Annotated in this window: 11 protein-coding genes; 4 read left to right on the top strand and 7 right to left on the bottom strand. The window is 28.8% G+C overall.

The features are described from left to right. Window positions 1-103 precede the first annotated feature (103 nt). The gene (locus ACHRVX_RS15015; RefSeq protein ID WP_395333594.1) at window positions 104-244 is read left to right on the top strand and encodes a hypothetical protein; all 141 of its coding nucleotides are present in this window, start codon (window positions 104-106) and stop codon (window positions 242-244) included. Between the two features lie 379 nt (window positions 245-623). Here the strand turns inward: ACHRVX_RS15015 and ACHRVX_RS15010 are convergent, their stop codons facing one another. From ACHRVX_RS15010 to ACHRVX_RS14990, 5 genes are all read right to left on the bottom strand, one after another. Beyond that, window positions 624-1,085, bottom strand: coding sequence for a GNAT family N-acetyltransferase (locus ACHRVX_RS15010; protein WP_395333592.1), 462 nt, complete (start codon window positions 1,083-1,085; stop codon window positions 624-626). A gap of 114 nt (window positions 1,086-1,199) precedes the next feature. Next, complete coding sequence (locus ACHRVX_RS15005) at window positions 1,200-1,622, bottom strand: hypothetical protein (RefSeq protein ID WP_395333590.1); 423 nt, start codon at window positions 1,620-1,622, stop codon at window positions 1,200-1,202. A gap of 3 nt (window positions 1,623-1,625) precedes the next feature. Continuing rightward, on the bottom strand, window positions 1,626-3,053 hold the full coding sequence (locus ACHRVX_RS15000; protein WP_395333588.1) for a TolC family protein: 1,428 nt from the start codon (window positions 3,051-3,053) through the stop codon (window positions 1,626-1,628). A 605-nt stretch (window positions 3,054-3,658) separates the two neighbouring features. After that, the gene (locus tag ACHRVX_RS14995; protein ID WP_395333586.1) at window positions 3,659-4,072 is read right to left on the bottom strand and encodes a hypothetical protein; all 414 of its coding nucleotides are present in this window, start codon (window positions 4,070-4,072) and stop codon (window positions 3,659-3,661) included. A 6-nt stretch (window positions 4,073-4,078) separates the two neighbouring features. Next, window positions 4,079-4,762: a hypothetical protein gene (locus tag ACHRVX_RS14990; protein WP_395333584.1), complete on the bottom strand. Its 684-nt coding sequence runs from the start codon at window positions 4,760-4,762 to the stop codon at window positions 4,079-4,081. Between the two features lie 263 nt (window positions 4,763-5,025). On the opposite strand from ACHRVX_RS14990, the gene ACHRVX_RS14985 reads away from it, so the two are divergent. Genes ACHRVX_RS14985 through ACHRVX_RS14975 form a run of 3 tightly spaced genes read left to right on the top strand, consistent with a single transcriptional unit; the run spans window position 5,026 to window position 10,061 of the window. Then, a complete protein-coding gene (locus ACHRVX_RS14985) occupies window positions 5,026-6,615 on the top strand; it encodes a nucleotidyltransferase domain-containing protein (RefSeq protein WP_395333582.1) in 1,590 nt (529 codons plus the stop codon). Next, window positions 6,608-8,785 carry a peptidase domain-containing ABC transporter gene (locus ACHRVX_RS14980; protein ID WP_395333580.1) on the top strand — a complete coding sequence of 726 codons (2,178 nt, stop codon included), beginning with the start codon at window positions 6,608-6,610 and terminating at the stop codon, window positions 8,783-8,785. Before ACHRVX_RS14985 ends, ACHRVX_RS14980 begins: the two co-directional genes overlap by 8 nt. Continuing rightward, the gene (locus ACHRVX_RS14975; RefSeq protein ID WP_395333578.1) at window positions 8,778-10,061 is read left to right on the top strand and encodes an HlyD family efflux transporter periplasmic adaptor subunit; all 1,284 of its coding nucleotides are present in this window, start codon (window positions 8,778-8,780) and stop codon (window positions 10,059-10,061) included. The genes ACHRVX_RS14980 and ACHRVX_RS14975 overlap by 8 nt, the downstream gene beginning before the upstream one ends. 376 nt (window positions 10,062-10,437) lie before the next feature. Here the strand turns inward: ACHRVX_RS14975 and ACHRVX_RS14970 are convergent, their stop codons facing one another. Together ACHRVX_RS14970 and ACHRVX_RS14965 are read right to left on the bottom strand one after the other, a co-directional pair. Continuing rightward, a complete protein-coding gene (locus ACHRVX_RS14970) occupies window positions 10,438-11,670 on the bottom strand; it encodes an RsmB/NOP family class I SAM-dependent RNA methyltransferase (RefSeq protein WP_395333576.1) in 1,233 nt (410 codons plus the stop codon). A gap of 144 nt (window positions 11,671-11,814) precedes the next feature. After that, the gene (locus ACHRVX_RS14965) at window positions 11,815-13,788 is read right to left on the bottom strand and encodes a KUP/HAK/KT family potassium transporter (RefSeq protein WP_395333574.1); all 1,974 of its coding nucleotides are present in this window, start codon (window positions 13,786-13,788) and stop codon (window positions 11,815-11,817) included. Window positions 13,789-13,879: the final 91 nt, after the last annotated feature.

Raw genomic sequence — 13,879 nt, 5'->3', positions numbered from 1 at the left:
TCCAATTATGGTTTTCCATAATTAAAAATTGTTTTTAATAATTTTATTTGTTATTAAGATAAGTGATAGTCACCAATCTTAATAACAATTAAAATAAAATAATATGCAGACAGTTGAAGCTATTAAGCCAGGTCCAAAACCAAAAAAAGAAGATGGAACATTAGATGAAAGAAGACGTGTTACACCAGAAAAAAAGCAAGATTATCCGCCTTTAAAAGAGCATGATCACAAGAAAAATGAATAAAGGTTTTCGTTGAAAAAAGAGAGGCAGTTTTAAACTGTCTCTTACAATTCTAATGTATATTAAAAAAGAGAATATAAGTTAAAAAATAGTTATGGAGTATTTTTTAATAAGTTAAGGGTTAAAGGCATTTATGAAATACTGCTTCCTAATAATTTCCCGATGAGCATTACCTCAAATAAATCATGGGAAACTAATGTATTAATAATAAGTTTGTACTTTTAAAAATCCAAAATTTATAATTTGGGATGTATAATTTTTTACTAAAGTTCTTTTATTCTTCTTCACTGTTTTTTTATGCTGGTTAATCTCTTTGCGGAAAACGATATTTGTCTCATTTAATATAAGATCTACATTTTTTATTGAGATTAATACCCCTGTTTTAGTGTTTCTCATAAACAGTATATTTAGGTTTATAATTAATTTTTTCGGGTATTGGTTCGTTATTAAAACTAAATATACGCAGTTCTAATTTATCAGCTCCTCTACTTTTAAGTCTTTCTTCAATATCATGCATAAGTACCCTAGCTATCCCTTTTCTTTGGAAGTTAACATCAACTGCGAAATATAGAATTTCACCCACAATTTGATCTTTTAAAAGTAAATTGTTTTGAATTTTTATTATTTTACCTAAAGCAAATGCAACTATTTTTTCTTCAATTTCTACAACTATTAATATTAAGTTGCTATTACTTTTAAAAACATCTTGAAAAATATTTCTGTAACGTTCTTTAGGAATAACAGTCCTCAAGTCTGTATTGTTATTGCTATGCTTAACATCTAATTCTATAAAAAGGGGTAAGATTTGTTTAATATCTTTCGTTTCGGCGAGTCTAATTTTCATTATTTATAATTCTGTTAAAGTTATTTTATTGAATCATAGCGTATTGCTTTTGTTGTAAAAAAGATAGATTTATAAATACATTTATATTTCTACATCAATTCTTTTAGTAATAGATTATTTCCATTTTGAATTCTCTATATATTTACAAGTTACACCAGCGTCATATATGTAATATTTGGTTTTAGTAAAACCTGCTTTTACTAGTGTGATTGAATCTGGTTGTAATTCTTCATTTAAAATAATAGCATGCCCTTTTTCGGGACTATTTAGATCATATTTTACTCTATAAAACTTATTTACAAGATCAGGATTAGCTAAGGAAGCTCTGCCTAAAATCCTCTTTTCATCAACATAAAAATAATATCTTAAAGTACTGGGTCTACCTTGTTTAATTCTGGTTGCAAGCCCAATTGTTTCTCCATTTAATGGCTTTTTATATTCGCCTTTGTAATATAAATAAAATATAATTGAAATTATCAAAGCAGAAAAAAGACCTATTATGACATTTATTAAGATATTATTATCTTCTTCTCTCATTTTCTATTCATTTTTTATAATTTCTACTAAAGTTATTTCTTCTATCTCAATCATTTTACTGTAAATGTTCTGAGTGATATTTATTCTTGCGTTAAGAGATTCAAATAGTAAATTTTCTGTTTCAGAATAATCCTGGAATAGAATTTTTTGAGCATACAGTAATGATCCCATTCTGTTTAATTTAATTTTCAAAAGATCAGTTCTCGATTTTTCAATTCCCAGATTATCTAGCAAATCATTTATTTCTTCATGCAAAAATGAAATACGCTCTATGTTAAAAATCTTTTCTTGCTCTAAATTTAAGATCTCGACATCATATTGAGTTCTAACAATTTCTAATTCTATACGTTTTTTTGAAAAATCTAACAAGGGTACATTTAATGAAATAGAAAAATTTTGACTTTCATTAGGATTTTTGAAAATACCAGTATATTCTTGAGCTGAATTATTAAATCCTGCTCCCACAGATAAACTTGCTGCATAAAACTTATTTTTCTCAAGTTGTTTTATATTTTTTTGAAAACTTAATGAATTATTTTTTTCAACTATATAGTAAACATCCATGTATCTATTGATATAATAATCTCTTTCCTGAAGATTTATCTTGACACTCGGGATCGACATCGAGTCTGATTTTTTGAAAATCTTGTTTTTGAAAAAAGTATTAATACTCTCTATTTTTAAATTTTCTGATTTATCCAGAAATCTTAAATTCTTTTGTTCATTTAGTAATTTTAGTTCCACATCTATGGAGTCATATGCCATAGCTTTTCCTGCATTAATAAGGTTTATAATATATCTTTTGTACTTCTGTGTTACTTCTAATCTTTTGTTTATTAAATCCTTTTCAGTTTTTATTTTAAGTAACTCAAAATAATTTTTTACAGCTTTTTTCTTAATCCCAAAACCATTTTTGATGTTCATGATATTATTATAATCAAACTTTGAATCTTGAATTTTTTTATCCCATTTCATTGCATTAAAAAAATTCAATGGTTGTGATAAATTTATCCCCATCCATGAAGCTGAATAAGAAGTTGAGTTTTGGGTATCTCCAAATAAATCTAAGCGATTCAGCGAGTTAGAAATGGTTAGTTTTCCTCCGGTAAAAGGAATTTTTTGTGATAATGAAAGACTAACTCTTGAATTAGCAGAGTTTGATTCTTTAAAAGCAAAAGTCCCATCAGGCTGAGTAACTTCTGATATCGATCGATTATAAGCAGGAAATGTAAAATTTAAACCAATATCCGGTAAAAAACTTTTATAAAATAAGTCATCCTCATTTTTATTAATTTTGATGTACTTGTTTTTTTTTGAATTCTCTATTGAGTTTTCTGAATTATTTATAAAGTCATCGACTTTAAATATTTTTTGAGAAAAAACAGTTAAACTCAAAGAACACAAAAAACCTGTAAAAAATATTTTCAACATAATTATATGCTATAAAAAAACAGGATGATAATATTCTGTTTACATTACTTATTCTTTTATTAAATTCAATCCTTTGCTATAAATAATTACAACGGATTGAATTCTAATTTTGTAGATTATTTACATAAATAAAAATTTAACAATCTTGCAATGACAAACATTCCTCCGCAAAACAAACTGAAAAAAACAGACTGAAAATAAAAAAAAATAATTTTTAGGCGGTTTTTCCTTTTTCAATTTTATTGTTCCAAACATTGGTTTTAATTTTTTTTTTTAGTAAACTCAATATAAGAGAATATTAAAATTGCCATAAACAGATAAGCAAGAGGTCTGTTTCTCTTTATATCTACATTTATTTTAAAAACACATGTAATAACTATAAAAAACACTACACATAACATAAATACAATACCTCCTATAACGTTTCTTACCGCTATATACGAATATTTTTTAGCTGTCTCTTCATCATAATTTTGATTATAAAAATAGTCGTTAAGTAATTTTTCATAAAACAAAAGCAATTTTGATTTTATCATTTATCTTTTTAATATTAAAGTCAACCCGTTGCTATTAATAAATATTGCAACGGATTGAAATTTTTTAGATTATCCACACAAGTAAATAGTTAACACCCTGCCTAGAACATACATTCCTCCCCCAAATAAGCCTGCTAAAGCTAATGTAACTACAAAAAAATAATTTTTTGGAGGCTTCTCTTTTTTAAGTTCTACGTTATTAAATAAAGGTTTAAAGAATTTTTTGGTAAGTAAAATATACATGTACAAAAAGACTCCAGTAATTACAAAGAACATTGGTCCTGCTAATAGGCTAATTTCAAACTTGAAAAGACATGTAACAATTGCGAGAATTACCATTGATGGCATGAAAACTACAAGGCCTATAAGATTTCTTACCGCAGAATAAGCATATTCCTTAGATGTTTCTTCATCCTTATTCTGATTATAATAATATGTATTAAGTAACATTTCATAAAATAAAAGCAATTTTGATTTTATCATGTTTTTTTAATTTTGAGAGTATGCTGTACCTACTAGTCCTATTGCTATCGATAGTCCACCACATATTATAGAATGTGGACCAGGAATTAAAGCAATACCTCCCAACAAGGTAGAAACCGCATTTAATGTATCAGCTTCATCCCAAGGATCTACTCCTGATATTGCTTCTTGAGCTGCAATATAAACTTCACGTCCACCAATAACAACACTAACTGCTCCTATTCCAGTAGCAACCTTACCAAATGTTTTTACGGTAAAACCAATTTCTTTAGTAATAGCTTCCAATCCATCCATTGCTGTTCCTATAAATCCTGTTGCAAGTCCCGTTGCATTAACAGCATTTCTTATTTGATTTTCAACATAATTAGCCTCTCCGGCATTAGCAACACCTTGAGCAAAATTTAGCATACTATTAGCGACAATAAAATTTTCACCAAAATCATTGTCAGCTTCTGGAACACCGCCACCGCCATAATCACCCCAATAACCGCCGTTATCATATGATCCGTTGTCACCATAATCCCAACTGCCGCTAGAGCCATTTCCTCCACCGGAACCGCCGCCGCCAATAACTACTTCGTCAAGCCAGCCTCCGTCGTATAAAGGTTCGTTTGAATTAGATCCTCCCCATGCTCCATATACACTTTGTTGTACTTTTTTTTCAATTTCCGGGAATTTTAAATTTCTCATAATTACTGGTTTTTAAATTAGTATTATTTTTTATTCTTATAAAATGCTGTATTGAACATTCCAGCTCTTAGTTCTGCATCAGGAAATATTTTCAGTCGATTTCATTGTTTTTTAACTTAAAAAAAACACATCAAAATATTATTTGTTGTTTTTAATGTAGAAAATTGTTTTCTAAGATTAAATTTTTACATTTGCTAATGTAGGAAAAATATTTAATTATTTAATGTTTAAAATAAAAAAAAACTTATAAAAAATAAATTAGAATGAAATTAAATAAGGATATTCTTAAAGAAATAACAATTTTTGTAAATAAATATTATTCTAACCAATATGCCTGTCTAATATCCGGGAGCTATGTTGATGGAACAAATAGTGAATACTCTGATATTGATGTTGTTGTATTTGTTCAGAATAGAAATACGGTATTTAATGAAATGGTTTCCTATAAAAAATTGAAGATACAGGCAATGATTATTCCCGTTCAAAATATTCAGGAAACTTTATGGATGGATTATATAACTGCCAAAGGTGCTTTTATAGGTATGCTTGCTAAAGGTGTTATTGTTTTTGACCATTCAAATTTTTTAAAACACTTAATTCCTCACGCAAAGCAATTAAGGCAAATGGGTTGTATGCCTCTAACTGACCATGAAGTTTATATGATGCGGGTAAAAATAACTTCGTTATTGTATGATATTATGGACGGAAAGAGTCTGGATGAACTATTATTTACAATAACCCAAATAATTGATTTGACTACTGAGTTTAAGCTGAGAATGAATAGAATATGGTGTGGGAAATATAAAATAAAAAGTCTGGGGGAATTGGATAAAACATTTCAAACTTTATTATTAAGTGCTGTAGAGGAGATTTTTGGCAATAAAAACAAAATTCCGTTAATTGATTTAGCTACAAGCCTTTTAAATCAGCATGGTGGATTATTGCCCTATTATTCAAAAGCAAATTCACTTACAAAAGTTTACGACGATTATTTGGTTATTGAAATAGACAATAACTCAAATTTAGAGATAGTAAAAAAAACTATAGCGGTTTTAAATGATTTTGGAAAACAAATTGTTGTGCCTAAATTGAAGTACTACTTTTTTTTATCAAAACCCATAAATGTAAATAAAGTTGAGCAAAATATTTATATGATTATTGAAGCTGATAAAGATTTTATAAATGACTATTTAATTGATCGGTTGGAGTTTTTAGTTAAAAATAAGCGAGAAATAGCTAAGCTAATATTTCCTTTTCAATTTGATCCTGTATATAAATTTTCAACAAAAAATATTTATGCGTCTCTGACTCCAATGTTCAGGCAGGTGTCTAAATTAATAATAGAAAAACCTAATAGAATATTTGACACATCTTTTCAAATTGAATGGTCAGTTTCATTAATGAAAGAAATAAAGAAAATCTGGTTTAAAGATGATTCAAACGTATTTGTTGCCTTTAATGAATATTTATTGAATTGTTTTTTGCCAATTACATGTGATAATGGGATGAATTTTAAAACCACAGATTTATTGAAAGATAAAGAAAACACTTTGAAAAAATTTGAGGCTATGTACAACAGCCAAAAAAGAGAATTCACAGAGATTTATAATTCTTCGGGAGTATTAGAAAAATCAATCACAAAATTTTTGATAAATAGTGCGGAAACTCTGAATATTGAAGGTATTCCATTATATAAAACATACTTCATCAACGATAATTTAAAAGATATCAATGTAAAACAGTGGAGTCTGTATAGAGAAATTTTATTTACGCTATTCTCAGTTGTATTTATTGATAATAGATTCGTTTCCTTCATCCCATTTGTTATAAAAAAAATAGAATTAAATGATTAGATCTTTCCCTCATTATCCTCAGCAAAATAAGTTGACTTGTGGTCTTACATGTATAAAAATCATTGCGAAATATCACAAAAAAATTATTGATGTTTCCCCATATTACAAAAGTTTAAGCCCAAAGGGGCTTTCTATTCATGATTTATGCGAGATTGCAGAGAACATAGGTTTTAGAACCCGCGCTTATAATATTATGTTGAGTGATCTGGAATCTATTAAAAAACCAATAATAATTCATTGGAACGAGAATCATTATGTTGTGCTTTATAAAATAAAAAAAGGAGTTTTTTATGTTTCTGATCCCGCAAAAGGACTTTTAAAATACAATCAAAAAGAGTTTGCAAAAAGTTGGGTTAGTTCGGAAAATATTGGAAAAGTCGTAGTTCTTGAAGTTTCAGAAAAATTTTCAGAACAAAAAAACAGCAAAGGAAACTATCTATCTGCACTTGAATTTTTATCCAGACATTTGTCTCCCTATAAAAGAAAGTTAGTACAGTTATTAATGGTTATGATAATCATTTCTTTTGTTTATGCGTGTCTTCCATTTATAACCAGATCGATAATTGATGTAGGAATTGAAGGCAATGATTTTAACTTTATTACAATTGTTCTAGCAGCTAATATTTGCCTTCTGTTATTTAAAAGTATCGGAGAATGGATTAGAGCATCTATATCATTACAGATTGCAAGCAGAATAAAAATATCAATAGTTACTGATTATCTTATTAAAGTTTTTTCATTACCTGTCAGTTTTATTGATAGTATGTTAATGGGGGATATAATGCAAAGGTCAAAAGACCAGGAACGAATTCAGCAATTTGTATCTACTTCAGCTGTTTCTGTTATAATGTCTATTTTTATTATTACAATCTACAGTGTAATCCTTTTTGTATTTAATAAATTTTTGTTTTTAATTTTTATTATTTCAACAATACTTTATGTTTTGTGGGTTATGTTTTTCTATGAAATTAGGAAAAAGATGGACATCAAATATTTTCAGCTTATGGGTGAAAATCAAAGTTCTTGGATTGAAATCCTGAAGAACTTTGAAGACACTAAACTAAATAACTATTCTTTGAACAGAAGGTGGAAATGGGAAAAAATTCAAGGACTATTGTATAAAATAGAAATTAAGTTGTTAAATGTTGATAGAACACAGCAACTCGGAGCTGATTTTATTAATGGTATTAAAGATATATGTTTAACTTTTTATGGAGCTTATTTAGTAGTTCAGGGAGATTTAACTTTAGGAACTTTTATTTCTATTCAATTTATTATTAGTCAACTAGGCATGCCTGTTTCGGAATTAATAGCATTTATAAGAATGGCGCAATCTGCCTTTATAAGTTTTTTAAGGGTTAATGATATTAATAATATGCAGGAAGAACAGCTGAAGTCTAAATCGTTAATTACTGAATTTGATAATGATAATAATGATATTATTTTTAGAAGTGTATCTTTTCGATATAAGGGAGCAAGCAAGACTACATTAAATAATGTAACTTTTAGTATTCCGGATAAAAAGATCACAGCGATTGTTGGAGTAAGTGGTTGTGGTAAAAGTACCTTACTTAAGTTAATCACAAAAGTATATGATGAGTATCAGGGAGAGATTTATATTGGTCAGAATAATTTAAGAAATATCGATAATGATTTTTTAAGAAAACAAACTGGTGTGGTTTTTCAGGAAAGTACATTATACAAAGACACAATTTTAAATAATATAATTTTATCAGACGAACAGGATTATGATTCTAAGCTAATTGATAAAATATTGCCATCAGTAAATTTAAAAAATGAAATTTATGCATTGCCAGATGCGCTAAATACACAATTAAGCGAAGGAGGTAAAGGGCTAAGTCAGGGACAAAAACAAAGATTGTTATTAGCACGAGCTTTATATAAAAAACCAAAACTATTAATTTTAGATGAAGCAACAAATGCGCTGGATTCAATTAGTGAAAATAAATTTTTAGAGACACTTACAGGATTGAAAGATCAAACAACTATTGTGGTTTCGCACAAACTTTCAACAATTAGATGTGCTGATTTAATAATTATGATCGATAAAGGATACATTGTCGATGGGGGAACTTATGAACAATTAATAGAAAAAAAATCATTTTTTTACAATCTTTTTAAAGACCAAATACCTAACGAAAATGGATAAATATACAGATAAATATCAATCAGAAGAACTAAAAGAAATATCTTTAGCAGGCAATATTCAAGGTTATAAAAATACTATTATTTTTATTTTCTCTTTTATTATTCTTGCAATTTTATTGGGAACTTTTATAAAATATCCTGAAAAAATTATAGGTAAAGTTTTTATCGTTTCCGAAAATCAAATTAATAATATTTATTCGCCTAATAGTGGAGAAATAATTCTAATAATAAAAGAAAATACTAATGTTGAAAAGGGTGATCTTTTAGCTTTAATTAATAGTCCTACAAATTATCAGGATTTAATTAAATTAAAAAGTCAATTGAGTATTGTAAATATTAATAGTATTGAAAATTCATTATATGAATTCAAATTTGATAAAACACTAAAGCTTGGAGAAGTAGAAAAATACTATTATAATTTTTTACTCTCATTGATAGAATGTGATAATATATTTAGAATTGACTTAGCAAAACAAAAAATTGCTAATATAAAGAAGAAGACAAAACGTAATAATGAAAAATTAAAAATAGTTATTGAAGGAAAAACGCTATTCGATCAAAAGTCTGAGATTTTGGTAAAATCTTTTATGACAGATTCAACTTTATTTGCTTTTAATGCAATTATAAAAGATAAAATGGATGATTCTAAATTAAACATACTAAATTCTAAAGAAAAAAAATTAACAATAGATAAAAGTAGTCAGGATTTAGTTCATTATAATCAAGAATTGAAGGATGAAACTTTTATTTTAGAAAAGGAAAAGGAGAAAAATATAGCTTCAACCTTATTTAATTTAAAAAAAGCTTTTTTTGAACTTAAAACAGCTATCGATTTTTGGGAACATAATTATACTATTAAAGCTCCGGTTTCTGGTAAAGTTGAATTTTATCAACCATTCTTTAATTCTACTCAGTTTGTAAAAAAAGATAGTCCTTTATTCATTTTATTACCAAAGGCAACTAATTTATACGCCAGAGGAATAATGTCAGCAAATGGTTATGGAAAAATTAAAACTAAAGATACTGTATTTATCAAACTCAAAGATTATCCTTATAAAGAATATGGAGAGTTGAAGGGAGTTATTTATAATAAGTCAAAGGTTTATCATGACACTATTTATTATGTTGATATTAAACTTCCAAGAGGATTAATGACCAATCATGACAAAGTTATTGATTTCTCCTATAATATGCCTGGTCAAGTTGAATACTATACTAATAAAAGAAGTATTCTACAAAGAATATTCAGTGAAGTACAAAATTCAATTGAAAAATAATTTTTTTTATATTTAATTAAAGTTAGAGTATTTAAAATTTCCTCTCGTACTGTTTACTAAATTTTTCAGTAATTCTTAAACACTTTTTAACAAGGCTTTCAACTAAAATTATTTGACAGTTCTACTTACTCTAGTTGTTCGGAATTTCCGAACAACTGTGTTTTTAAGCGTTTCAAGTCGCTTAGGGCATTTTTTTGTTTTAATAAAAATCTTTTGAAAACAAGCGTATAGAATGAAGGTGTAGAAAAATTTTTTTTACACGGGTTTCGGCGTAAAGGATTGGAAGAAAAAGCAGGAAATAGCTCCTTAAATAAAAATTCCAAATCCCAATTGTAAAATTGGAATTTGGAATTTTTTATATTAGAATTTTTATTGTTTATTCAGCTATTGCCACAGCATTTTTACGTTCTAATAATGCCATATAAAAACCGTCAAAACCAGATTCTGAGGCTAATATTTTACGATCTTTTACGAAAGTAAATTGCTTCCCAATTTCAGTTTTTAAGAATTTTTCTACTTGCTCCTGATTTTCTGATGGTAATACTGAACACGTTGCGTAAACTAATTTTCCGCCTGGTTTTACAATTTTAGAATAGCTTTCTAAAACCTCTGCCTGAACTTTACGAATGTTATCAATAAACTCAGGTTTTAATTTCCATTTAGCATCCGGATTTCTTTTAAGAACTCCTAAACCACTACAAGGTGCATCAATTAAAACACGATCTGCTTTTTCGTGTAACTTTTTAATCACTTTTGTGGTGTCAATGATTCTGTATTCAATATTAAAAGCGCCATTTCTTTTCGCTCTTAATTTTAATTGTTTTAGTTTGCTTTCGTACAAATCCATTGCAATCAATTGTCCTTTATTTTCCATTAAAGAAGCAATATGCAGTGTTTTTCCTCCGGCTCCGGCGCAAGTATCTACAATACGCATTCCTGGTTTTACATCGAGAAAACCGGCAACTAATTGTGAGTTGGCATCCTGAACTTCAAAAAGTCCTTGTTTAAAAGCATCTGTCAAAAACACATTGGCTCTTTCTTTTAAAACTAAAGCTTCCGGCTGATCTTTTAAATATTCTGTTTCAATATTCAAATCCATCAACGTGTTTCTCAGGCTTTCTTTAGTTCCTTTAAGCGTATTGGTTCTTAATATAACTTTGGCAGGCTGGTTTTGAGCAGCAATTTCTGTAGCCCAGACTTTTTCACCTAATTCTTTCACACCTAATTCGTCCATCCAGTCCGGAATAGATTCTTTTAATGCTCTGATTTTAGAAAGTTCGTCAAAACGTCCTTTAATTTTTCTTTCAGGAGTTCCTTCTAATTGTTTCCAATCCGGAATTGGATATCCTCTTAAAACTGCCCAGACAGCAAACATTCTCCATAAATTCTCTCTGTCAAAAGGTTCTTTTACTTCGGCAATTTCTGCGTATAATCGTTTCCAACGAACAATTTCGTATATCGTTTCAGCAACAAACTTCCTGTCAGAACTTCCCCAACGTTTGTCTTTTTTTAATGCTCTTGCTACCACTTTGTCTGCATATTCTCCTTCATTGAAAATTGCATTTAAAGAATCGATGGTAGTATAAACTAAATTTCTGTGTAATCTCATTTTAAATATTTGAGTTGCAAAGGTACTATTAATTGATTGAAAGTTAAATTTTTAATTCTGATTGTTATTTTAACTTTTTTAAAAAGAAAAAAACACTCTGATAAAAGTTTAAAAGAGTGTTTTTTAATTGTATTTTAGAATGATTTATTTTATAATTCTGGTTAATCCAATGTTTTCCGGAGCGTGAAGCACCATTGGGAATTTCTCGATTTTAACTGAACTGCTATCTAAACCAAAGGCTCTTTCTTCAGACAAACTCAGTTTCTTAATAAAGAAGTAAGAGTTCATGATAATATTTTCGTGCCATCTTAAGTCGTTGTCATTCGATAAAAATTTCTCAGACAATACAAATTTAAAGTCTCCAATAATATTGTTTTTGTTCAATGATTCGTAACGGCTCGTAATATCTACTTCGCCACGTTTTACCATATCACGAATTACTTCCCTGAACATCAAATTGATTTTTGTAGGTTCTCTAAATCCTAAATTAAAATCGATTCTGTAAATGTCATCTTTCGCAATCTCAGTAACTTTGTATTGTGTTTTATAAGGTTCAGTAAGAATGTTTACATGAACAAACCAATAAATATCGGCTCTTTTTGGACGTTTTTGTAAAATTGAATAAATTACCTTTTCCTCTAATTCATCTACACGATTGGCATTTGTCATATAAACTAAATGCGTTGCGTATTTTGGGATTGACAAGTCTTCGCTCAACTCCATTAATACTTTTTTATAATCGTCAATTTTGATGATTTTAGTGTAGCTTTTGTTGATTCTCTTAGCCAGATACCAGATTGTCATAATCGAAATCAGCATCATGGCAATGATTAGCGTTACATATCCGCCTTCGGCAAATTTGGTAATGTTGGCAATTAAGAAACTAAATTCTATCAGAAGGTAAATGGTAATAAGCGGCACCATCAAATACAATTTTACTCTTTTCATTATCAAATAATAATTAAGTAAAATAGTGGTCATGATCATACATAAAATGATGGCAAGACCATACGCATGCTCCATATTTCCTGATTTCTCGAAGTGTAAAACGATTCCGACACAACCAAAAAACAATAACCAGTTAATTGACGGAATATATAATTGTCCTTTAACTTCAGTAGGATATTTGATTTTAACTTTAGGCCAGAAATTCAATCTCATTGCTTCGTTAATCAAGGTAAACGAACCGCTAATAAGTGCCTGAGAAGCGATAACGGCAGCTAGAGTTGCAACAACAATCCCAAATGGTAAAAACCAGTGTGGCATGATGAGGTAAAAAGGATTTCCGTTTTCGCCGCCTAACTGTTGTAATGTGCTTCCTTCGTGATGAATTAAATAAGCAGCCTGACCAAAGTAGTTTAATACCAAAGTAGTTTTTACAAAGATCCAGCTGATTCTGATGTTTTTTCTTCCACAGTGTCCCATATCTGAGTACAATGCTTCGGCACCGGTTGTACATAAAAATACAAATCCAAGTACAAAGAAACCATCAGGATGAATGGATAATAAATGATAAGCGTAATAAGGATTTACGGCTTTTATTACTTCAGGATGACTTATAATTTGAATTGTTCCCAATGTTCCCAACATGGCAAACCAAATTAACATCATTGGAGCAAAGAATTTTCCAACGAGCTTGGTTCCAAATTGTTGTATGGTAAACAGGATAAATAAAATCCCAATAACAATATATACAATTGTCTGGGTTTCCATTGTAGGATAAAACGCTCTAATTCCTTCTACGGCAGATGATATTGAGATGGGCGGCGTAATAATTCCATCGGCAAGTAAGGCACTACCACCAATTATGGCGGGCACAATGAGCCATTGAATTTTAGTCTTTTTGACTAATGCATAAAGTGCAAAAATACCACCTTCTCCGTGATTATCAGCGCTTAAAGTAATAAGAACATACTTTATAGTGGTTTGTAAAGTCAAGGTCCAGAAGACACATGAAATTCCACCTAAAACAATATCAGAATTAATGGCGTAATCGCCCAGTATGGCTTTCATTACATACAATGGAGATGTACCAATATCTCCATAAATAATTCCTAATGTGATCAATAAACCCCCTATAGACAACTTACTGTGTAAGTTTTTATGCGATGCGCTCATGTATGTTTTTATAAAAGACGGTTGCAAATTTACTGTTTTAAAACAAATTAGAATCAATTATAAGAAAAAAGATAAAAAAAAGCACAATCGT

This window comes from Flavobacterium sp. FlaQc-47, from assembly GCF_044006475.1.
Lineage (GTDB): Bacteria > Bacteroidota > Bacteroidia > Flavobacteriales > Flavobacteriaceae > Flavobacterium.
This window is presented reverse-complemented; position numbering and strand designations above follow the sequence as displayed.

Coding starts and splice junctions, on each gene's coding strand:
- ACHRVX_RS15015 (WP_395333594.1), top strand. CDS start 104: ATGCAGACAGTTGAAGCTATTAAGCCAGGTCCAAAACCAAAAAAAGAA.
- ACHRVX_RS15010 (WP_395333592.1), bottom strand. CDS start 1,085: ATGAAAATTAGACTCGCCGAAACGAAAGATATTAAACAAATCTTACCC.
- ACHRVX_RS15005 (WP_395333590.1), bottom strand. CDS start 1,622: ATGAGAGAAGAAGATAATAATATCTTAATAAATGTCATAATAGGTCTT.
- ACHRVX_RS15000 (WP_395333588.1), bottom strand. CDS start 3,053: ATGTTGAAAATATTTTTTACAGGTTTTTTGTGTTCTTTGAGTTTAACT.
- ACHRVX_RS14995 (WP_395333586.1), bottom strand. CDS start 4,072: ATGATAAAATCAAAATTGCTTTTATTTTATGAAATGTTACTTAATACA.
- ACHRVX_RS14990 (WP_395333584.1), bottom strand. CDS start 4,762: ATGAGAAATTTAAAATTCCCGGAAATTGAAAAAAAAGTACAACAAAGT.
- ACHRVX_RS14985 (WP_395333582.1), top strand. CDS start 5,026: ATGAAATTAAATAAGGATATTCTTAAAGAAATAACAATTTTTGTAAAT.
- ACHRVX_RS14980 (WP_395333580.1), top strand. CDS start 6,608: ATGATTAGATCTTTCCCTCATTATCCTCAGCAAAATAAGTTGACTTGT.
- ACHRVX_RS14975 (WP_395333578.1), top strand. CDS start 8,778: ATGGATAAATATACAGATAAATATCAATCAGAAGAACTAAAAGAAATA.
- ACHRVX_RS14970 (WP_395333576.1), bottom strand. CDS start 11,670: ATGAGATTACACAGAAATTTAGTTTATACTACCATCGATTCTTTAAAT.
- ACHRVX_RS14965 (WP_395333574.1), bottom strand. CDS start 13,788: ATGAGCGCATCGCATAAAAACTTACACAGTAAGTTGTCTATAGGGGGT.